This window comes from Paenibacillus xylanilyticus (assembly GCF_013359935.1).
Taxonomy (GTDB): Bacteria; Bacillota; Bacilli; order Paenibacillales; family Paenibacillaceae; genus Paenibacillus; species Paenibacillus xylanilyticus.
Genome location: NZ_JABMCB010000173.1, coordinates 91,284 through 112,748, shown reverse-complemented (window position 1 = coordinate 112,748; position 21,465 = coordinate 91,284). Strand labels below are relative to the sequence as shown.

The 21,465-nt window shown below is 47.8% G+C and carries 23 protein-coding genes; 21 read left to right on the top strand and 2 right to left on the bottom strand.

Annotation, left to right across the window (positions count from 1 at the left end; all coding sequences use genetic code 11):
- Positions 1-25 precede the first annotated feature (25 nt).
- The 10 genes from HP552_RS10535 to HP552_RS10490 all read left to right on the top strand — a co-directional run bounded on the left by HP552_RS10535 (position 26) and on the right by HP552_RS10490 (position 8,519).
- Entirely contained in the window at positions 26-760 is a 735-nt protein-coding gene (locus HP552_RS10535) for a class I SAM-dependent methyltransferase (protein ID WP_175395472.1), read from the top strand.
- A 186-nt stretch (positions 761-946) separates the two neighbouring features.
- Positions 947-1,525: an RNA polymerase sigma factor gene (locus HP552_RS10530; RefSeq protein WP_175395471.1), complete on the top strand. Its 579-nt coding sequence runs from the start codon at positions 947-949 to the stop codon at positions 1,523-1,525.
- Positions 1,522-2,772, top strand: coding sequence for a hypothetical protein (locus tag HP552_RS10525; RefSeq protein ID WP_175395470.1), 1,251 nt, complete (start codon positions 1,522-1,524; stop codon positions 2,770-2,772). The genes HP552_RS10530 and HP552_RS10525 overlap by 4 nt, the downstream gene beginning before the upstream one ends.
- Before the next feature lie 57 nt (positions 2,773-2,829).
- Complete coding sequence (locus HP552_RS10520; RefSeq protein WP_175395469.1) at positions 2,830-3,288, top strand: 2-thiouracil desulfurase family protein; 459 nt, start codon at positions 2,830-2,832, stop codon at positions 3,286-3,288.
- A gap of 248 nt (positions 3,289-3,536) precedes the next feature.
- Positions 3,537-4,193, top strand: coding sequence for an NAD(P)H-dependent oxidoreductase (locus HP552_RS10515; RefSeq protein WP_175395481.1), 657 nt, complete (start codon positions 3,537-3,539; stop codon positions 4,191-4,193).
- Between the two features lie 195 nt (positions 4,194-4,388).
- On the top strand, positions 4,389-4,763 hold the full coding sequence (locus tag HP552_RS10510; RefSeq protein WP_312884268.1) for a MarR family winged helix-turn-helix transcriptional regulator: 375 nt from the start codon (positions 4,389-4,391) through the stop codon (positions 4,761-4,763).
- Positions 4,764-4,876: 113 nt separating this feature from the next.
- A complete protein-coding gene (locus HP552_RS10505) occupies positions 4,877-5,458 on the top strand; it encodes an NAD(P)H-dependent oxidoreductase (protein WP_175395467.1) in 582 nt (193 codons plus the stop codon).
- A 92-nt stretch (positions 5,459-5,550) separates the two neighbouring features.
- Positions 5,551-5,862 carry an ArsR/SmtB family transcription factor gene (locus HP552_RS10500; protein WP_175395466.1) on the top strand — a complete coding sequence of 104 codons (312 nt, stop codon included), beginning with the start codon at positions 5,551-5,553 and terminating at the stop codon, positions 5,860-5,862.
- Between the two features lie 160 nt (positions 5,863-6,022).
- Complete coding sequence (locus HP552_RS10495; RefSeq protein ID WP_175395465.1) at positions 6,023-7,057, top strand: LLM class flavin-dependent oxidoreductase; 1,035 nt, start codon at positions 6,023-6,025, stop codon at positions 7,055-7,057.
- Between the two features lie 301 nt (positions 7,058-7,358).
- The gene (locus tag HP552_RS10490; protein ID WP_175395464.1) at positions 7,359-8,519 is read left to right on the top strand and encodes an AI-2E family transporter; all 1,161 of its coding nucleotides are present in this window, start codon (positions 7,359-7,361) and stop codon (positions 8,517-8,519) included.
- Positions 8,520-8,626: 107 nt separating this feature from the next.
- On the opposite strand, the gene HP552_RS10485 is transcribed toward HP552_RS10490, so the two are convergent.
- Complete coding sequence (locus HP552_RS10485) at positions 8,627-8,998, bottom strand: ArsR/SmtB family transcription factor (protein ID WP_175395463.1); 372 nt, start codon at positions 8,996-8,998, stop codon at positions 8,627-8,629.
- Positions 8,999-9,275: 277 nt separating this feature from the next.
- On the opposite strand from HP552_RS10485, the gene HP552_RS10480 reads away from it, so the two are divergent.
- From HP552_RS10480 to HP552_RS10450, 7 genes are all read left to right on the top strand, one after another.
- Positions 9,276-11,645: a heavy metal translocating P-type ATPase gene (locus HP552_RS10480; protein ID WP_175395462.1), complete on the top strand. Its 2,370-nt coding sequence runs from the start codon at positions 9,276-9,278 to the stop codon at positions 11,643-11,645.
- A gap of 107 nt (positions 11,646-11,752) precedes the next feature.
- Positions 11,753-12,112: an SdpI family protein gene (locus HP552_RS10475; RefSeq protein WP_175395461.1), complete on the top strand. Its 360-nt coding sequence runs from the start codon at positions 11,753-11,755 to the stop codon at positions 12,110-12,112.
- Between the two features lie 176 nt (positions 12,113-12,288).
- Positions 12,289-12,744 (top strand): MerR family transcriptional regulator, encoded by a 456-nt coding sequence (locus tag HP552_RS10470; RefSeq protein WP_175395460.1) that lies wholly within the window; start codon positions 12,289-12,291, stop codon positions 12,742-12,744.
- Between the two features lie 155 nt (positions 12,745-12,899).
- Positions 12,900-14,117, top strand: a complete 1,218-nt coding sequence (locus HP552_RS10465) for an MFS transporter (RefSeq protein WP_175395459.1) — start codon at positions 12,900-12,902, stop codon at positions 14,115-14,117.
- Between the two features lie 18 nt (positions 14,118-14,135).
- Positions 14,136-14,558: a universal stress protein gene (locus HP552_RS10460; RefSeq protein WP_175395458.1), complete on the top strand. Its 423-nt coding sequence runs from the start codon at positions 14,136-14,138 to the stop codon at positions 14,556-14,558.
- Between the two features lie 154 nt (positions 14,559-14,712).
- Entirely contained in the window at positions 14,713-16,137 is a 1,425-nt protein-coding gene (locus tag HP552_RS10455; protein WP_175395457.1) for an aldehyde dehydrogenase family protein, read from the top strand.
- A 365-nt stretch (positions 16,138-16,502) separates the two neighbouring features.
- The gene (locus HP552_RS10450; RefSeq protein WP_175395456.1) at positions 16,503-17,285 is read left to right on the top strand and encodes a MerR family transcriptional regulator; all 783 of its coding nucleotides are present in this window, start codon (positions 16,503-16,505) and stop codon (positions 17,283-17,285) included.
- Between the two features lie 148 nt (positions 17,286-17,433).
- Here the strand turns inward: HP552_RS10450 and msrC are convergent, their stop codons facing one another.
- Positions 17,434-17,913 carry a free L-methionine (R)-S-oxide reductase MsrC gene (gene msrC / locus HP552_RS10445; protein ID WP_175395455.1) on the bottom strand — a complete coding sequence of 160 codons (480 nt, stop codon included), beginning with the start codon at positions 17,911-17,913 and terminating at the stop codon, positions 17,434-17,436.
- Positions 17,914-18,112: 199 nt separating this feature from the next.
- Between msrC and HP552_RS10440 the strand changes: the two genes are divergently transcribed.
- The 4 genes from HP552_RS10440 to HP552_RS10425 all read left to right on the top strand — a co-directional run bounded on the left by HP552_RS10440 (position 18,113) and on the right by HP552_RS10425 (position 21,426).
- Positions 18,113-18,409 (top strand): hypothetical protein, encoded by a 297-nt coding sequence (locus HP552_RS10440; RefSeq protein WP_175395454.1) that lies wholly within the window; start codon positions 18,113-18,115, stop codon positions 18,407-18,409.
- Positions 18,410-18,607: 198 nt separating this feature from the next.
- On the top strand, positions 18,608-19,180 hold the full coding sequence (locus tag HP552_RS10435; protein ID WP_175395453.1) for a GNAT family N-acetyltransferase: 573 nt from the start codon (positions 18,608-18,610) through the stop codon (positions 19,178-19,180).
- Positions 19,181-19,225: 45 nt separating this feature from the next.
- Complete coding sequence (locus tag HP552_RS10430; protein WP_217506378.1) at positions 19,226-20,746, top strand: MDR family MFS transporter; 1,521 nt, start codon at positions 19,226-19,228, stop codon at positions 20,744-20,746.
- A gap of 206 nt (positions 20,747-20,952) precedes the next feature.
- A complete protein-coding gene (locus HP552_RS10425) occupies positions 20,953-21,426 on the top strand; it encodes a hypothetical protein (protein ID WP_175395451.1) in 474 nt (157 codons plus the stop codon).
- The last annotated feature ends 39 nt before the right edge of the window (positions 21,427-21,465 follow it).

Sequence of the window (21,465 nt, the reverse complement as noted above, 5' to 3'; positions counted from 1 at the left end):
GACAAAGAAAAGAGGGAACTGTGATATGAAGCAAAATAAATATGATGAAGCTGAGTTTTTCAGCGAATATAGCCAGATGGCTCGTTCCACTCAAGGGCTGAAGGCCGCAGGTGAGTGGCATGAGCTTCAAACGATGCTGCCCGAGCTGAAGAACAAAAACGTGTTGGATCTGGGATGCGGCTTCGGATGGCACTGTCGGTACGCACGAGAGCAGCAGGCAAAATCAGTTATTGGGGTAGATTTGTCTGAGAAGATGCTGGATCGTGCACGGGAGATGACGGATGACCCGCAGATCGAGTTTAGGCAAATGGCGATTGAGGATATTGCGTTTGAGCCTGAACAATTTGATGTGGTGATTAGCTCACTTGCACTGCACTACCTTGAACGTTTGGACCAGGTATATGCTCAAATCAATACATCCCTCGTCCAGGGTGGTACATTTGTATGTTCAGTGGAACATCCGATCTTTACGGCCCGTGCTGCTCAAGACTGGCATTATGGTCCCCAAGGCGAAATTATGCACTGGCCCGTGGATGACTATCATCAGGAAGGCAAGCGCGTTGCCAATTTTCTGAATCATGACGTGGTTAAATACCACAGAACATTGGCGACCCACCTGAATGAACTGATTAAGGCAGGATTTGTGATTCAACAGGTGGCCGAATCCAAACCTTCACCTGAGATGATGAACCAATATCCTGGCATGCGAGACGAGAATCGTCGCCCCATGTTTCTTATGATTGCTGCGGTCAAGGCTTGAGATGTCTGCACGATTGATTCGAAAAGTTAGTCCCAAGCGGCATCGCTTGGATATGGATTGACCAGTATGGTTCGGCTCGTTGGAACCCTGCTGGTTTATTTTTATTTAGAAAGAGAAATGAGAAAATGATCAGACCGGGAACCAAACTGGAAATGAACCAGTCTTATTAAGTGAGGTGAACATCCGTTGGACTATCAATTTCTGGCCCAGGCCCAGACGATCGACAATTACACACTCAGCAGCATGATGGATGACTATGGGAATGATGTGTGGAACTATGCTTACTTTTTGACCAGAAGTACAGAGCAGGCAGACGAAATATCACAGCAAGTATTTATTCAGGCATATTCCGGGATTAAACACTTTCGCGGGGAGTGTTCCCTGAAAACCTGGTTGCTCACCATTACCAGAAATACGACATTTACATACCGGAAATCGAGGTTTTTTCGCAGCAGTTTATGGGGGGAGACACTACCGATTGAATCAGAACAGGGTCCTTCACATATTCGTGAGATGACGCCTGCACAATATGCCCATCCCTCAGCTGAAGCCGAGGTAATAAGTAGGGAGCATGTACATGAAATATGGGACATCGTCATGGCTCTGCCGGATAAGTTTCGTGAGATCTTGTTGCTGCATCTAAAATACGAGCTCACCATGAACGAAATTGCTGAAATGCTGAGAATCAGTACAGGCACGGTGAAATCGAGGTTATCACGGGGCAAAGATAAAGTGCGGAAGCAATGGGAGGAGAGAAATAGATGAGGTTCAAGGATGAGGACTGGGAAAAAGAAATCCGCAAGGAGCCATTTGCATCGTCTCCTTTTCAAGACCAGCACAAGCAGAATGTACTTCGTCAGGTGGAATGGATGAAAACGGGTGAGGAACATGTCAATGATGCTCCAGATCACAAACAGAAACAACATATTATGAAGCGGAACCGTCGAACTGCTCGTTCACGTCCCCGGAAAGTTGTTGTAGTGACGACAGTTGCGGCAGTAGCTGCAGCAGCTATCTTATGGAATGGACAGGTTCTGGAACCCATTGTAGAGAGGGTGTATCCTCTATCTGCTCTGCAGCTCTCGGATGACCCTAGCATGAACCTGCTAACAAGTGAGATGAAGCAAACTGTGGCTATGTCGATGAGAGACTATCTAGGTAAACAACTGGAAGTCCATTATGCTAAGAAAGGGCCAATTACCGGCTGGGTATATATCGAGGCTGGCGACGTGAATAAATCAGAGTATGCCAAGATGTGGCTGGATGGGAAGACTGGAGCACTGGTGGAAGCCGATATGCGAAGTGAGATGTCTGGCAACGAGCTGGAGCACCGATTTTTGCGTCAAGTCCCTGGTCTTCTTAAAGGAATTAACAGTGATCCAACGTTGAAGCCGATCTCAGCCAGACGTTATGTGAAGATGAAGCAGGGTCAGGAGAAGCCTGTATGGTTCACCACATTATTTTTGGAGAACGGGAAGGGCAGTGGCAGCATTGAGTGGACACGGGATGAAGCAGTTTCGGTTTCTGGTACGGTGAGTAGCGACACAGTATCCACAGATCTGATAACCAATGCGAGAAGCTCGATTGAAGCCTTGTCTGGTGAGCCAGCACCAGCTTTGAAAAGTGTAACGTTTACTCAAAATGATAAGCAGCTTGAAGAAACAACGGCCCTCTATTTTGGTGATCGGTATTTGGTAAGGAGTGTTGGTGGGAGATATAGCAATGAATATACTGTAATGGATTTTCAGAGGGGCGTTCCAGAACTAGTCACCATAGAGGATCAAGAGCAATATATTGAGAAATTACTTACCTTGGACGAAAAAATAATCAGGCAGAATGCAGAACCCATAATCCAAAAAATGTTCGGTATTGATCTTGATAAATATGTCTTTGAGCGGAATACAAACAATATTGGCATGGCAACATTCCGCTTGGAAGAGATGGCCAATACGATTCAAGTTCGTTATGAAGAAGATGCACGCATTACCATGATTACAATATCAGATCTATAAGTTTAATCCGTATGGTACAATCCTAATAGCTGAGGAATTGAACATAAGGAGAGCATAATGAAATATTTGGTGAGTTCATGTCTGGCAGGAGTAGCTTGCCGTTACAACGGAACAGCGAGTCTGGATAAGAAGATTCAGGAGCTCGTAGCGCAAGAGCAGGCCATGATGGTCTGTCCGGAACTGCTCGGTGGATTCTCCACCCCGCGGGAACCGGCAGAAATTATCGGAGGTACAGGTAAGGATGTGCTCGCAGGCACAGCCCAGGTGATTGAGAGAGGTGGCAGGGACGTTACAGATCTGTATATTAAGGGAGCCTATCAAACGCTGGAATGGGCCAAAAGACTGGATGTTACTTGTGTAGTGTTGAAGGAATTCAGTCCTTCCTGCGGCACACAAGCCATCTATGATGGTAACTTCGCTAATCACAAGGTACAAGGTGAAGGCGTCACATCCGCTCTGCTTCGGCAAGAAGGCTATGAAGTCATTTCGGAAATTGAATTCATGGAACAATTATAAAAGCATTCACATATTTACTATGCCGCTTAGCCAGAACATTCAGTTTCTCAAGCGGCTATTTTCTTTATAACTACACATTGCTTACTTTTAGGAACTGAGGAACAATAATGTGCGTACTTTTATTTTGTGGATATAGATACTAAACTAATACTCAAGCAAATGAAATAAGGCAGCCCCCGTTGGTGCAGCATACAACCCCAAAATAGAAGAGAAGGGTGTGGAGTTTCGTGGAACCTACAATAAAAGCAATGACAAAGGAAGACATTTTAAAAGCATATCATTTCCGGCATGCGACAAAAGTATTTGATGACTCACGCAAAATTTCGGATGAGGATTTTGAATTTATTTTGGAAACAGGAAGATTATCACCAAGCTCAATCGGATTCGAACCATGGAAGTTTTTGATTGTGCAAAAACCGGAGCTCCGCCAGCGCTTGTCTGAAGTATCCTCTGGAGCGCAGAAGCAATTGGCGACGGCGAGCCATTTCGTGGTCATCCTGGCCCGGACCGATGCAAGTTATAATTCCCCTTATGCGGAGTACATGCTCAAAGAGATTAAGGGTATGCCGGATGATGTGTTTGAGTTAACAAGTGCGGCATATGGAAATTTTCAAAACAACCAGCATCTGCTTGAGAACCCAAAAACTCTATTCGATTGGGCATCCAAACAGACTTACATTGCACTCGGCAACATGATGACCTCGGCAGCTCTTATTGGCATCGATTCTTGCCCGATCGAAGGATTCAGCTACCAGGATGTACATCGCATTCTGGAAGAGGAAGGTTTGCTGGAAGATGGGGCATGGGACATCTCCATGATGGCGGCCTTTGGCTATCGAGCAGAGGATCCCAAACGTGAGAAGTCTCGGCAGCCCCTGGACAAGATTACACAATGGATTGAGTAAATAACTTCGTATAAAGTAGGCCTCTGTTGCCTCCCGTCACGTCAAGGAGAGGTATCAGGGGCCACTTTTGTAATGGCCAACGATTAGATAAAGCTCTACACTTAAAAAAATCTTGTATATACATAGATGTCTATGTATAATGAGGGCATGCCTAAATACAATGCTTTCGCACTAATCGCAAGGATCAGGGATCATGTGAACAAACGAATTATTCAGGAACTGGAGCAACACGATATTACAGGCATTGTTCCATCCCACGGAGATATTCTGATGTTCCTGTACCTTGAAGATTCACTATCCATCAAGATGGTGGCTGAACGCGTTCATCGGACACAGCCAACGGTGACTGTCCTGGTGAACAAGCTGGAGAAGCTCGGCTATGTGGAACGCAGCAAGAGTCCCGAAGACAGCCGGGTGACGTTTATTCGTCTCACAGAGCAAGGACGGCAGTTAAAGCCCATTTTTGAACAAGTATCGGAGACGATTCGTGACATGGTCTATGGCGATATGACGGATGAACAAGCAGAACAGCTGGAGAGTCTGTTGATTGGAATTGTTCATAGGCTATAAAAAAAAGAAAAATTTTTTTAGTTTAAAAACATAGATATCTATGTATAAAGTTGTGTACTATTGGGTCCAAATGCAGCAACATAATATAACACCAATCTGGAGGGATTTTATTCATGAAACATCTTATCGTATATGCACATCCACACGCAGACAGCTTCAATCGCGCCATTCTGAATACAGCAGTAGAGGCACTTGAAGGCCAAGGCCATGATGTTGTTGTTCGTGATCTGTACGCCATGGAATTTCAGCCGGTATTAAGCGCAGCCGATACGGCTTCCATGCGTGCGGGACAGATTCCACAGGATATTGCTGCTGAACAGCAGTATGTCACGGATGCTGATGCCATTACGTTTATTTATCCGATCTGGTGGACAGGTCTGCCAGCGATTATGAAAGGATACGTTGACCGGGTGTTTGCGTATGGTTTTGCTTATGCTGCAGGGGAAGCGGGGATCGAGAAATTGTTGAAAGGCAAAAAAGGACTGATTATCAACACTCACGGAACGCCTAGTGACATTTATGACCAGATCGGCATGACTGCGGGCATGAAAATGACCTCTGACATCGGTATCTTTGATTTTGTAGGCATTGAAGCGGTGGATCATCTGTTCTTTGGCAGTATCGGCTATCTGGATGCCGCAGCCTATCAGTCCATGCTGGAGCAAGTGAAGCAAACGGTAAGCACCAAGTTCTAAAGGGTAACCATACATTAATTGGCAGGTCGATTCGCGTGATGAATCGACCTGTTTGGTTTGCAAAATAGAAGAAAGGGGGTATAATCGTACGCATGGAACCTATACTCATATTTAAAGCCTTATCCAACGAGACACGCAGGCAGATACTGTCATGGCTCAAAGATCCAGAGCAGCATTTCTCACCTCTGGAATTGTCCCAGCATCCCGATGGAGGGAAGAGCGGGATCTGTGTCGGAACCATTCAGATGAAGGCTGGATTGGCTCAATCCGTCATATCCAGTTATTTGCTGACCATGCTCAAAGCCGGGCTGCTGCTCTCCGAGCGCAGGGGCCAGTGGACGTATTATCGCCGCAACGAAGAAACCATTCGTCAATTTGCCGAGTATGTACAGCACGAGTTATAAAGCCGGACGCCAGGACGGAAGCAAGAATGCAGCAGCAGGCGGGGATTCCGTCCGGATGTAAACGGCGAAGAACAATGCTGTTACTCCTATTTTTATGTGTTTTTACATCTATATATCTGGATATACAAAAATATATCTCACCAAAGGAGAACTTTCCATAATGACTACTGATAACCAAGTTTCATCCCCTAAACAACATATTGGCGACGTTAAGCTGTCCATCCTGGATCTGGCTCCTGTCGTTGTAGGTGCAACGCCTGCCGATGCGCTCCGTAACAGTCTGGATTTGGCGCAGCACGCCGAACGTTGGGGATACCATCGCTACTGGGTGGCTGAGCATCATAATATGCCCGGTATTGCCTCTTCCGCTACATCGGTAGTCATTGGATACCTGGCAAGTGGCACGAACACCATTCGTCTTGGTTCCGGTGGCATCATGCTGCCGAACCATGCCCCACTCGTTATTGCCGAGCAGTTCGGTACACTGGAATCGCTGTACCCGGGCCGCATCGATCTGGGACTGGGGCGTGCACCAGGGAGTGACCGCCGCACATCACTAGCATTGCGCAAAGACCTTAACAGCGGAGAAGATTTCCCGGAATTGCTGGCTGAGCTTAGAGCATACTTTGATGCTTCTGCCACTTCCTATCATGCACCTGTTCGCGCGGTGCCAGGTGAAGGGCTGAACATCCCGATCTACCTGCTCGGTTCCAGTGATTTCAGTGCACGTTTGGCAGGGCAGCTCGGATTGCCATTTGCTTTTGCCAGCCACTTCTCGCCGGATTACACCCGCATAGCGCTTGAAACATATCGAAGCAGTTTCCAGCCTTCTGACACGTTGAAGGAGCCGCACGTTATTGTGGGCGTAAATGCAGTTGTTGCTGATACGGACGAAGAAGCCGCATGGCTGGGTACAACCATGCAGCAGCAGTTCCTGAACATCATCCGCGGGACGACAGGACTGGTGCAGCCACCAGCCGACATGGAAGGTAAATGGACTGACCGGGAGAAAGCCGGAGTGGAGCAGACGCTGAAAGCAGCCGTCAAGGGCTCGCCTGAAACGGTACGTAGACAGCTTGAATCGTTCATTTCCCAGACACAAGCGGATGAGCTTATTATTACATCCATGATCTATGAACATCAGGCACGTCTGCATTCTTATGAATTGATCGCGCAATTGGCGGGCAAAGCTTAAGTTTGGCAGCATCTGTACAGAGGCTGAAATAACGGATTCATGAACGGTTCGTCTCGCAAGGAGGCGGGCCGTTTTTATATATAATGGGTACATTCCAATAGATATATGAGGCAGTCCTGATTTTTTAGGGTAAAATGACATTACGGTCTATTTTGAAACGGTTAAAAGAGCCGTACGTATAAACCAAGAGCATTATACATATGTTGGCTGTACAAGCTGCTTTATTCGCCATACGAATGAGGAAGGCAGTTGGACTGCTTATTTTTTTATGATCATGATACATAAGAGAGGAAGACATGCCATGGAGCAACCCGAACAACCCCGCATTTGGCCGGATCGGTTTAAGCGGTTTTTTCTAAACAACAAGTTTGTCCTGTTTTTGCTCATTCTGCTGCTGGTCGGATTGAACGTGATGGTGCTAACGAAGATATCCTTTGTTCTGCATCCGTTAGCAGTGCTGATCAAGACAATAGTACTGCCGATCATCCTGTCCGGTATCCTGTACTACCTGCTGAATCCGCTGGTTGATGTAATGGAAAAGTGGAAGATCAAGCGCGGGTGGTCGATTTTGATCCTTTACCTCGCGATTGGCGGCATTTTGACGGTTGTGGTACTGGCAGTCATTCCGGTGCTTCGCAATCAGATTATGGGACTTATCGCCAATTTCCCGATGTACAGTGAGAATGTCAGACAGCAGTTCGAGGAGCTGACAGGCAGTCAGCTGTTCGGTCAGGTCCAGGAAACGGTGAATCTGAACTGGCAGGATTGGTGGGGAACAATCTCCGAGAAAGCAACGGAAATTCTGAATACCACCTGGAACAAACTTGGCGGTTTTCTTGGTGCCTTTACCGAGACGGTGTTATCCATTGTAACGGTTCCGTTTATTCTGTTTTACCTGCTTAAGGACGGCAAGAAGCTTCCGGAGAAAATCCTGTCGTTTTTGCCGATCAAGAGCCGTACCGGTGCCATGGACGTACTTCACGATATTAACCACCAGATCAGCTCGTTCATCCGTGGACAAATTATTGTAAGCTTCTGTATCGGTATCCTGCTCTATATCGGCTATATGATCATCGGTCTGGATTATGCACTGATCCTGGCGATTATCGCATCCTTTACCAGCGTGGTACCGTATTTGGGGCCTGCAATCGCCATTACGCCTGCACTGATTGTGGCTCTGGTCACTTCTCCAGTTATGCTGCTGAAAATGGTGGCTGTATGGACGATTGTGCAGCTGATTGAAGGAAAATTCATCTCTCCGCAGATTATGGGCAAAACGCTCAAAATCCATCCGATCACGATTATCTTTGTCATTCTGACATCAGGCAATCTGTTTGGTGTGGTGGGCATTCTGCTGGCCGTTCCGGGTTATGCGGTGCTCAAGGTTTGCGTATCCCATATCTTCAACTGGTTCAAAAGCCGTTCCGGCCTGTATGATCCGAATAACAACAACCTGCTGTAAGTGCGCTTATATGTGGAAAACGGTGCCCTTATTTAAACAAAACCCCCGCCTATCGGCTAAAAGCCGATGGGACGGGGGTTTTGTTTGATGAACAGGCTGGCCATAGCCTAGCCATGTTTAATATGCTGGAGCGTTTGCAGGAAGATCTGCTCAATATGCGTATCATCCAGGGAGTAATACACCGTCTTGCCTTCCTTGCGCCGCTTGACGATCCGCATGTTACGAAGTGATCGCAGCTGGTGTGAAATGGCCGACTGTCCCATATCGAGCAGCACCGTCAGATCATGAACACATAATTCCTTTTGCAGCAGCGCATCAATAATACGTAGACGTGTTGGGTCGCTGAACGCCTTGAACCAATCTGCCATCTCGGAAGAAGTCTCCCGATCTATAAGTGAAGTGCGAATGGACTGCACGTCCGCTTCCGTTCCCGAGCAGGCTGCATCACATTCACCTGGCGCTTTAACCGGTTGTTCCATTTCCTATCACCGCCTATGTTAACTCAACATTTTTTGCATATCAGGAACTGATGCATGATTGCAACTATACGCCTATTATATCCAAAAACCGTCTAAAGCGAAATGATTACTATTAGCATATTCTGTATGAAAAATATCACCCTCCATTGTTGACACTAAAGTTTTAAGGTGCATATAATAGGGGTAACAACACATATGAATGAATGCTCATATATTAACTTTATCCAATACGAGTCAGTTATAATCTTGTTTTCGTACTGCAAAGGGGAGAATTCACATGGGAACCGGACAGGAACAAGTGAAAAGGGAACTGCTGCTGGATGGATTGGACTGTGCCAATTGTGCGCTGAAGATTGAAAATGGTGTCAAAAAAATCAAGGGAATAACGGATTGCTCCGTTAATTTCGTAACCAAAACCTTGTCGATGCATACAACTTCCGATATGGATGAGCAGGTTGTGGAAGAAGCTAAGCGCAAGGTCCTGCGGCTGGAGCCGCATATTCGCATCTCGGAAAAGGGGAAACCATCGATTGGCAATCATGCTTCTGCCGAGGCGGTAAGCCGTTTAAACGGCCATAGGCACGCACAGGCAGGCACCGAAACCGAAGCCGATGGACAGGATCACGATCATGCGGGTCATTCTCACGACCATGAACATCATCATGGAACACATTATCATGGCGTTCAGGATCACGCGCATGACCCTGGCAAGCATGAAGGTCATACCCACAGCCATTCACACGGTCATGAACATGACGCGCATGCAGGGCACTCGCATGAACATGGTTCAGGACAGACGAAAGTACTGCTTGCACGGCTTGCTGCAGGTTCCGCACTGGTTGCTGCTGCGATCTGGTCCCCGCTGGAAGGTTGGGCACAGCTCGCGCTCTATGTGGTCGCTTATCTGATCGCAGGGGGAGATATCGTTCTCCAGGCGTTTAAAAATATCATCAGAGGCCAGGTATTTGATGAATACTTCCTGATGTCGGTGGCCACGATTGGTGCCTTTGCCATTGGGGAATATCCGGAAGGGGTAGCGGTCATGCTCTTCTATCAGCTCGGGGAGCTGTTTCAGGGTATGGCGGTTAACCGCTCACGCAAGTCGATTGAGTCACTTATGGATATTCGTCCGGACTATGCCAATATTCTGACCGGATCTGGCGACGAGACCAAACGCGTCTCTCCGGAAGAAGTGCGCATCGGTGATCGAATTGTTGTCCGAGCAGGCGAGAAGGTTCCACTCGATGGAATCGTGAAGGCAGGTCGGTCCATGGTGGACACGTCTGCTCTGACTGGTGAATCTGTGCCTCGTGAATTGGAACCCGGAAGCGATGTATTGAGCGGGTTTGTGAATAAGAACGGTATGCTGACGATTGAAGTGACCAAAACATTTGATGAATCGACGGTATCCAAAATTCTGGACCTGGTGCAAAATGCAAGCAGCCGCAAGGCAAAGACGGAGCATTTTATAAGTAAGTTCGCCCGTTACTACACGCCAGTTGTTGTTATTCTTGCAGCATTGATTGCATTCGTTCCGCCGCTGGTGCTTAGTGGTGCAACGTTTGCCGATTGGATCTATCGTGCACTGGTCTTTCTGGTCATTTCCTGTCCGTGTGCGCTGGTGGTCTCCATTCCGCTTGGATTCTTCGGCGGGATCGGGGCGGCTTCACGTAACGGGATTCTCGTGAAGGGCAGCAACTACCTTGAAGCATTGAATGATGTGAAAGTGGTTGTTTTCGATAAAACGGGTACACTAACCAAAGGTGTATTTAAAGTCACAGCTATTCGCCCTGAGGGCGGTCGTACGGAAGATGAATTGATGGAGCTTGCCGCAATGGCCGAAGCCCAGTCCAATCATCCAATTGCTGAATCCATTCGCGCAGCCTGGGCGAAAGATATTCGTACACAGGGTGTAGAAGATTATGACGAAGTTGCCGGACACGGGATCAGAGTCAGTGTGGATGGCCGTGAAGTACTTGCGGGTAATGCCAAAATGATGGATCAGGCGGGTATTCTCTACACCAAGCCAGAAACGGTGGGCACCGTCATACATGTTGCTGAAGCAGGTGTATATGCCGGTCATCTGATCATTTCGGATGAAGTGAAGGAGGACGCAGCAGCAGCCATTCAGGCACTGAAGAAACTTGGCATCCGCAAAACAGTGATGTTAACGGGTGACGCCAAAGCTGTTGGGGAGGCTGTTGGTCGTGAGCTGGGTGTGGATGAAGTCTACGCTGAACTACTGCCGCAGCACAAAGTCGAACGGTTGGAACAATTGGAAGCTGCCAAGTCTCCGAAGGAGAAGATGGTTTTTGTCGGGGATGGCATTAATGATACACCGGTGCTGGCACGTGCGGATGTAGGTGTGGCAATGGGTGGACTCGGTTCGGATGCGGCCATTGAAGCAGCAGATGTGGTCATCATGACCGATGAACCATCCAGACTGGCAAGTGCGATACGCATTGCGAAGCGTACACGAAGAATTGTATGGCAAAATATCGGGTTCGCATTGGGTGTCAAAGCCATCTTCCTGCTGCTGGGTGTGTTCGGCATTGCTACCATGTGGGAAGCGGTATTCTCCGATGTGGGTGTTACGGTCCTGGCAGTACTGAACGCCATGCGTGTGCTGCGTGTGAAGAACATCTAAGTTTCCGAAACGAACGACACGGCTCTTCGTATATACGTAGAGCCGTTTTTTTATTTTTATGGCTGCATGAGGTTTACAGGGAAGTTTGATGAGAAGGGGAGAGCATTTTGGCAGGAGCAATTGTAGGATTAATTTGCGGAGTATGCTATTTCGTGCTGGGCATCATGTTGTTTAAGAAACCACCGAAAAAGATTAATGGCATATATGGTTATCGTACCCCGCGCGCAATGAGTGATCCTGAATTATGGGACGAAGCGCAGCGTTATAGTGCCAATCTGATGATGCAGTTTGGTGTCATTATTACGGTGTTTGGAATTCTCGGGTTCTGGTTTACGGACGTGCAGGCACTGGTACTCAGTCTGTTTGCAGTGGCATTCTATACCATCAGACTGTTTACCAAAGTTGAAGGACGCTTAAAGGAATTGCAGCATGCTCAGCAGCGGAAGCAGAGTGAGCAAGGCGTGTAAAGGGATGCCGACATATTTTATATGATCTGAACCGAAGATCCGCGAAAGCGGGTCTTTTTGCGTTCGGGTAAAATGTGTTGATTTTCCATGTATAAAATCTAACGTTGACGTTAACGTTATAATTATATATAATTATGTACATAACATTATAGACATATAAAAGTGAGGTGAAGGAAATGAGTTTGTACAAAATCGACGACGTGGCCAAGGAATGTGGTTTGACGAAGCGCACCATTCGGTATTACGAGGAGATTGGTGTCATGCCTTCACCTCAGCGGACGGACGGTGGCACGCGGCTGTATACGAGAGAGGATATTGATTATCTGAAAAAGGTCGTGCGTGCCAAGGAAGTACTTGGCTTCTCGCTTCAGGAACTGCATACGTATATTGCAACGGCAGATGTACTAAATGAGCAGCGGTTTGATTACCAGCAGACAACCGAAGTCAGGGAACGGATTGAGAAACTCACCAGGATGGAAGACACGCTGGATGGTCAGCTTCAGCTGATCGAACAGAAACTCCAGAGCATTCACGCCGTACAGGAGGAACTGAAAGAACTGCGTGAACGGGTACAGAGCGGGATTCAGCGATTACAGAGTCATGAAGCTGCAGGCCAACCGGAAGGCGGATAAGGAAGTGGGTCAGCGTATAACTTAATAAAACAAATCGTACATGCACCGGAGATCCGGTGTCATTTTGTACCGTTTTGTTTCATCCACTTTTGAAAATGAAATGAAAATTTCATTGTTTACAATTCAAGCTGATAATTAACCAGGAGGTATCATGTATGAAAAGAGAACCATCATTACCTGACGAACTGCCGTCATCACGTGGAGGCTTACTGTCCCAACCAAGAGCCGTATGGGCTGTAGCCTTCGCGTGTATTATTTCGTTTATGGGACTGGGATTGGTTGACCCCATCCTGCCAGCCATTGCAGATCAGCTGCATGCATCCAAAAGCCAGGTTTCATTGCTGTTTACAAGCTATAACGCCGTTACGGGGATTGCCATGTTGATTACAGGCGTTGTATCCAGCCGGATCGGCGTCAAATGGACTTTGTTAAGCGGGATATTGCTTATCATTATTTTCTCCTTTCTGGGCGGGACCTCAGACACCGTAGGTGCACTGGTGGGTTACCGTGGCGGTTGGGGGCTGGGTAATGCCCTGTTTATCGCAACGGCGTTGTCAGCCATTGTTGGTTTGTCCACTTCAGGGACAGCCAAAGCAATTATTTTGTACGAAGCAGCGCTTGGTCTTGGTATCGCCGTAGGTCCATTGCTTGGTGGTGAACTGGGTTCCATCTCATGGCGCGGCCCGTTCTACGGTGTTGCTGTTCTGATGGCAATTGCCTTCATCAGCATTACGTTTATGCTGCCCAAAATGGCCAAACCGAAAACGCGCAGTTCCTTGTCCGATCCGTTTAAGGCGCTGAGTTATCCATCCCTGAAAACACTGGCGATTACCGCCTTCCTGTATAACTTTGGATTCTTCACATTGATGGCTTATTCACCTTATGTTATGGACCTGGATGAGCACGGACTCGGTTATGTGTTCTTCGGCTGGGGTCTGATGCTGGCAATTACATCCGTATTTGTAGCTCCAAGACTGCAGCGCCGATTTGGATCAGTACCTTCCATGAGTGTTATGCTTACTCTGTTTGCCATTGACCTGGTTGTCATGGCTGTGGGTACCGTGATGGGATCATCCACTACGGTTATTGTTGCGGTTATCGTTGCAGGGATATTCCTCGGAATCAACAACACGTTAATTACGACAGCCGTCATGGAAGCTGCGCCTGTAGAGCGCTCAGTAGCTTCGGCTGCTTACAGCTTCGTTCGTTTCCTTGGCGGTGCGCTGGCACCGTGGCTTGCAGGTAAATTGTCGGAATGGTTCCTGCCGGAAACTCCATTTTATTTTGGCGCATTGATGGTAATTATTGGTGTTATCGTTCTATTGGTACGTCGAAGACATTTGCGTGATATCGATGCAGCCATTACACATTAATATATGGGGGGAATTAAAATGCTGGAACAAATACTAGTCGCTGTCGATGGGTCGGATCATGCACATAAGGCGCTGCAAACCGCTGTTGAATTAGCTGAAAGTTTGAAGCATTCCGCCAAGTTAATTATCGTGCATGTGAATCCTTCCATATCACTGAATGAGCCGGCTTTGGGAGTGGATCTCGAGGCACGAATTGCAGAAGAAGGGCAGCATATTATCGCACCCGTAACAGAGCTGATGTCCGGACGTTCAATCCCTTATGAGACGCTGTTGATTGCAGGAGATCCGGTGAATGAGATCTGCCGCGTCTCGCGGGACAGGAAATGCAACCTGATTGTCATGGGGACAGGCGGTAAAAGCGTGCTGGCGGAAATCGCCGCTCCCAGTGTCAGCCATGGTGTATTGAAACATGCAGAGTGCTCAGTATTAACAGTTAAATAAGAACTCTACAGAATATGGGCTGGGTTGATGACATCACTGTAGTGTATAAATAGATGAGGGATGAAAGCGATTTGGAAGGTTGTTTCCTATCGTCATGACGACCCATTGAATTCATTAGTCAGTTCGCAGCAATTGTGGAATGGGAGGATCAATAATGAAAAAACAGCATCTGTTTATTGGTGGCAAACCCACAGCATCATTAGAATATAAAGCCCTTCAGGCTCCGTACTCCGGAGAAACCTTGGCAGACGTGTCATCCGCTTCAGCAGAGGAAGCGAAGACTGCAATTGAAGCTGCTGTTCAGGCTGGCAAGGAGATGCGCTTCATGCCTGCTCACCGCCGTGCAGACATCTTGTACAAGCTCTCCACCCTGCTGGAAGAGCGGAAGGAAGAAGCGGGACGGGTCATTGCGCTGGAGGCGGCCAAGCCGATTACGGCTGCACTTGCGGAAGTGGATCGTACAGTGGAAACATACCGTTTTGCCGCAGAAGAAGCGAAGCGATTGACAGGGGAGACCGTTCCCCTGGATGCAGCCAAGGGGGGTGAGGGACGCATCGGGTATACCATGCGCCAGCCTCTGGGCGTCATTGGGGCGATAACTCCATTTAATTTCCCGATGAATCTGGTGGCCCATAAGGTTGGACCTGCACTGGCAGCAGGCAATACCATTGTGCTGAAACCAGCTGAGCAGACGCCGTTGTCTGCCTACTATATTGCCAGTCTGCTTCAGGAAGCCGGATTACCGGATGGTGCATTGAACGTAGTGAGCGGGGATGGCAAAACGATTGGTGATGTGCTCGTGGCTGACCCGCACGTAGCCCATATTACATTTACGGGCAGTCCGGCAGTAGGGACGAGCATTCGCAGTAAGGCCGGATTGAAACGGGTGACCTTGGAACTCGGATCGAATGCTGCTGTTATTGTGGACCGGGATGCAGATCTCGACAAAGTGATCCCTCGGTGTGTGACCGGAGCATTTACGTATCAGGGACAGGTATGTATCTCTCTGCAGCGTATTTATGTGCACAGCGCTATTGCAGATGAGTTTACACGCCGCTTCGCTGAAGCCGCAAAACAGGTTGTGACAGGAGATCCAATGAACCCGGAAACCGTTGTTTCTGCACTCATTACAGCCAAGGATGTACAGCGGACACTGGAGTGGATTGATGAAGCGAAGCAGGCAGGCGCTGCGGTGGCAGCAGGCGGAGAAGCAGAAGGAGGCGTGCTGCGTCCAACCGTGCTCGTTAACGTGCCGCATGATGCCAAGGTGTCTTGTCAGGAGGTCTTTGCTCCCATCGTCGTGATTAACACCATAGATTCGGCCCAAGAAGGCATTGAGCGCGTGAATGATTCCATCTACGGCCTTCAGGCGGGTGTGTTTACGAACGATATTCATACGGCACTCCATGCAGCTGATCACATTGAAGCCGGAGGCGTAATGATTAACGACATTCCCACGTTCCGTGTGGATCACATGCCGTACGGTGGCGTAAAGCAGAGCGGAATGGGCCGTGAAGGTGTTAAATATGCAGTCGAAGAAATGACGGAACTCAAGTTTGTTATGTTTAATAAAAATTAAAGATGTTTCTGAAAGTCAGCTGATATCTGATCTAACATATTTAACATGCAGTAATTAAAAAGGGTCCTGTACCAATGAAAATTGGTGCAGGATTCTTTCTTATCATTATCAAAAAAAATTGAAGGAATGTCTTTAAATTCTCTACTGACCCCAGGTTCACTTTGAATGAGAAGGGTATAAATACTTTACATACCGCAAATCTAACCAATATTGCTGTTTATAGTACAAAAGCATGTGTCTCCTTCTCCCTTAGACGAAGGGGCATAGCATTGCTGAATGTATATTGTCACTAACTTATTTCACATAAAAAGCAGTATGAATAAGCCTGGATTAAAACTTAGCAGGCCAGACAGGAGGTGTTTCGAATGGCGTATACAATGGCTGATGTATCCGGCATGTCCGGTATAAGCTTGAATGAGCTGGGCCAGTATGTGAAATCGGGTTGGCTGACGCCTGCATTTGTGGGTAAAGACACGAATGACATTTATGTTGAGCAACCGGAACTGTTGAAACTCCAGCAGATTTTGTTCTGTAAGGAACTGGGGGTAGAGCAGGAAGAAATCGGTTCAATGCTTCAGGAGGATCCTCGTGATATCATTCATATGATGCAGCAGCAGCGCATTCAATTGCTGGAGAAGACGCTCCATCTTCATGGTTTGATCCAGACTCTGGACAAAACGATCTCCCATTTGCAGGGAGAGCAGGAGCTTGAGGTTTATGATCTATATCAGGGTTTTGTTAAAAAAGGACATCACAGCATGCTGCCGGAGTCACCAACCAATGAGTCGGTTGCCACTCACGGATGGCATCGTGCAGAATCCGAGTCAGCCATGTCGTATGATGGTGAAATCAAAACAAAAGAAGATTACCTGGATTCTCAGGAGAAAATAGACCGAATCAACCGTGACTTGCAGCAGGCGATTGAAGATGGCCTGAGACCTGAAAGTCCGGAGGTCCAGCAGATTATTGGCAGACATCTGGAATGGATTAAGGATTATTACACACCTACTGCCGAGATTTATCGGGATTTGGGCAATCTGTATGTTGAGCATCAAAATTTTCGCCAGATGTACGATGGTTACCATCCGAAGCTGGCCGAATTTCTGCGAGATGGAATGATGATCAAAGCGGAACAGGATTTAGCCTGATTGCATAAAGTAACCATGGGCGAGCAGAACATGGATGTGTATGGCATAACGAAAAGCACAGACCTATTAGGTCTGTGCTTTTCGTTATAAGCAGGCCCGGATTGTTGTAACATCCTGTTTATTTGGATACGAGACCTCTGGCAAGTGTTTATAGCTGCTCGGTGAGCAGTTTCACTGCCTGTTCCAGGAAGAGGCGGTCTTCGTCATCGAAACGGTTCTTGATCGGGCTGTCGATATCGAGCACCCCGTACAATTCGCCGTTTTTGATTATGGGCACGACAATTTCACTGTTCGATGCGGCATCACAGGCGATATGGCCTGGGAAGGCATGAACATCGTCAACAACGAGCGTACGCCGCTCCGCAGCAGAAGTGCCGCATACTCCGCGTCCAAGCGGAATACGGATGCAGGCAGGCAGTCCCTGGAACGGACCAAGTACAAGTTCTTTTCCATCATACAGATAGAAGCCGACCCAATTGGTATCGGTCAAAAATACGTTGAGCAGCGCCGCAGCGTTTGCCAGATTGGCAATGGCGCTTGGTTCATCGCGGATCAGAGCACTTAACTGTCCCAGGACGGCGGTGTGCTGCTCGCTTCGTGTTCCTTCATAGGAAACAGCTTGAAACATGATGAATCACCCTCCCGAGCAAAAATGGTACTTATTTTTTAAGATAGTGCAGTGCTTGCCTTTAGTCAAGCGGAGGAATTCGGCAAAATTTTTACTTATAAAAGAAAACCCATGTAAATACATCCTGTTTCTCAGCTTCTCGCACGGGGTAATTACTTAGCAATCACGGAGGGCTATAACCCTGGAAGGAGCTTGGATTATGCACGCAGAGGTACAGAATCTTTTTGTACGGATTCATCTTCTCTATTTGGCCCAAAATCAGGATTTAACCGTTGGTGACGCACTGCCTTTATTGGAAGAGCGCGGTTATCGCGTCGGCGAGCGAGAGATCAAGCAGGAGCTTGAGCATCTGACTCAGGAGAACTTCCTGACCGCCCATGGGGACCAGTGGAGCCTGACAGGGACAGGCATTGAGGAGTTTAAGGAGATTACGGCTGTACTGGGCCGGGTTAGCGATGAGCTGCTGGCGGTGGATGAGAAGGCTTCAACCGCCTGAGGATGATTCTCTGGCAGGACAAGCTATGGCTGGACATGCTCGATTGAATCATACGTACAACAAGACCGGGACCCCATGCGGCCCGGTTTTTTTGACGTCAAACGGATGATTGAATGGTTGCCATTCGGCGCAGGTTATGTTTAGATGACTATTGAATCTTATGGTCTGCAGAGATGGATCGGATCGGAGTGTCTTTTCATGTATAAATCCAAAGGGAGAATTCCCGAACTCGAGACAACACGTCTCCGTTTGCGCAAGATGCGCCGCCGGGATGCGGCTCAGATGTTCGCATACTGGTCAGACCGGGAGGTGACCCGCTATATGAATCTGGCACCGATGATCGGGACAAGTGAAGCTGCGGATATGATTGGATTGCTTAACCATATGGCAGGGGAAGAGGAGGCGATTCGCTGGGGCATTGAACTTAAGGAAACAGGCCGGCTCATAGGAAGCTGTGGGTACAATACCTGGCAGCTTGAAGGCGCATTCCGCGGGGAGATCGGTTATGAGCTGGGGCGTGATTATTGGCGGCATGGCTATATGACTGAGGTTTTTTCGGTGATGCTGCCCTTCGGGTATGAGACCATGGGGCTCAATCGGATTGAGGCGCTGGTGGATCCACGGAATGCCGCTTCAGGAGAGTTCCTGATCAACAACGGCTTCACGCAGGAAGGTCTGCTTCGTCAGGTACAGCATACGTCTACCGGATTTAAGGATATGGTGATGTATTCCCTGCTGTACGATGAGTGGCAGCGCAAGCATCGTAAATAAACAGAGAACGAAGAGAGAAGGGTTTGTGTGAATACAACCGGAGGTTTGAAACGCAGTTTCATCTTGGCGGGATTGTTGCTGGCAACCTTTTTGTCAGCGATAGAAGGTACGGTCATTGGTCCAGCGGGACCGACCATTGTCAGTGAACTGGGAAGTGTTCAGCTGCTTAGCTGGATCTTTACCGCGTATCTGCTCACGATGGCTGTCAGCACACCGATTTTTGGCAAAATCAGTGACCTGTACGGCCGAAAGCCTGTGTTCCTGATTGGCTGCGCGCTGTTTTTGCTCGGCTCACTGCTCTGCTGTTTGTCACAGAACATGGAGCAGCTGATTATTTACCGTGCAATTCAGGGGATTGGGGCAGGGGCGGTAGTGCCTGTTACATTTACGATTATTGGAGACATCTACCGTATTGAAGAACGAGGCAAGATTCAAGGCTGGATCAGTTCGGTATGGGGCATATCTTCCCTGGCAGGGCCGCTGCTTGGCGGTTACTTCGTCGATAATCTCGGCTGGCAGTGGATTTTTGGATTCAATGTGCCATTTGGCTTGCTTGCCATGTGGTTTGTGTTTCGTTATTTGAAAGAGGACGTATCCCCACGTACCGCCAAAATCGACTATGTGGGTGCGTTAACATTTACTGTTGGCATAACCGCATTGCTCTTTGTATTGTCGGCAGGTGGACAGTATTACGCATGGAGTTCTCCGCTCATTATGGGACTGAGTGCGGTGGCCGTTGTGTTCATGATCTTGTTTTTCGTTGTGGAAAAAAGAGCCCAGGCTCCGATGGTTCCCCTGCATCTGTTCCGTATTCGGGATATCCGTGTCGCTAATATTGCCGGACTGCTGACCAGTACGTTAATGATCGGCCTGACCAGTTATTTGCCGCTATGGGTGCAGGGGGTTCGGGGAGGCAATGCAACTGAATCCGGGCTGCTGCTGGCACCGATGTCTGTAGGCTGGTTAATCGGAAGCGTGCTGGCGGGTCGTCTCCTCATGAAGATTGGTTCACGCTTAACTGCTCTCATTGGATTAACCGGAATTGCCATCGGCTCAGGAGGACTTTTCCTGGTAGGAGGAACATCGCCGCAGGCCGTGCTGTTTATTTTAACCTTTATCTATGGGCTTGGCTTTGGCTTTGCGTTTACGATATTCACCATTATTGCACAGTCCTCCGTCGGATATCAGGAACGTGGTTCTTCAACAGCACTGCATACGTTCATGCGTACACTGGGCCAAACCATTGGTGCAGCCGTTTTCGGCACATGGTTGAATTACCGAATTTCGAAGTTGTCCAGTGAACAGAACTTGGCTGATGCCGGCATTTCTGATCGTGACCTGAATGAGCTGCTCGCACCGCATACGGATGCCGCCCTGTCTGGTGAAAAGTGGGCACTGCTCCGAAATGTGTTGGAAGGCAGTCTGCATTCCCTGTTTGTCATCATGTTTGTCATCGCAATTGTATCGTGGTTAACGACAGTAGCATTACGCAAACGTCTCATTGTACCGGAAGAGGGAGAGGTAAATATGCCGAAGCCGAAGCAGGCCCAGGTTGCTGGAAAATGAGCGTACAACACCGTGCGGTACATATCAAAGTTCTATCAACTGGTTAAATCATCTAGATAACAGAATGAATTTTCACGTCAAAGCAGCTGGTAATCAGCTGCTTTTTTGGTTATTTCCAGAAATGAATTTGATATAATTACAAGAAGTTATTATGTATTAATGAATTTATTTAAAATACTCATTTCTATAGATGGGGGGCCGGTATATTGAATAAGCCATGGACTCGATCTGTTTGGTTCGTTCCATTTCCCATTAAAATACTCGCAGCGATGCTGAGCGGAATATCCATTTCCCTGTATGTTGGAATCTCAAGATATGTAAAATTGGCGGACCGGGTTGAAGATACATATTACTATCCATTGTGGTATACATCGGTCATAAGCCTGCTTATTAACGCAGCCACAATTCTATTCCTGATTATGCCGTTCTCCTTGTTCGTAGACGGTTTGCTTGCTGCAAGAAAGAAGAGGGGACTGGAGATAAGGGCGATGGATGTGATCGTTTCTTATTTTCTGCTGGGTGTGGGATGTGGACTTGTATTTTCGATATTTGTATATAAGATGAGTGCTTTTCAGTATTTCGGTCCGTATTTATATGTACTGACCACTACGTTTGTCTTTTTGGTGTGGCAAACCAGTCTAGGATGGATATTCAAGCCCCGGAAGCACGGAAGAGAATAATACAGGATATGATGTTAAAATATAGGATATCAATTGGTG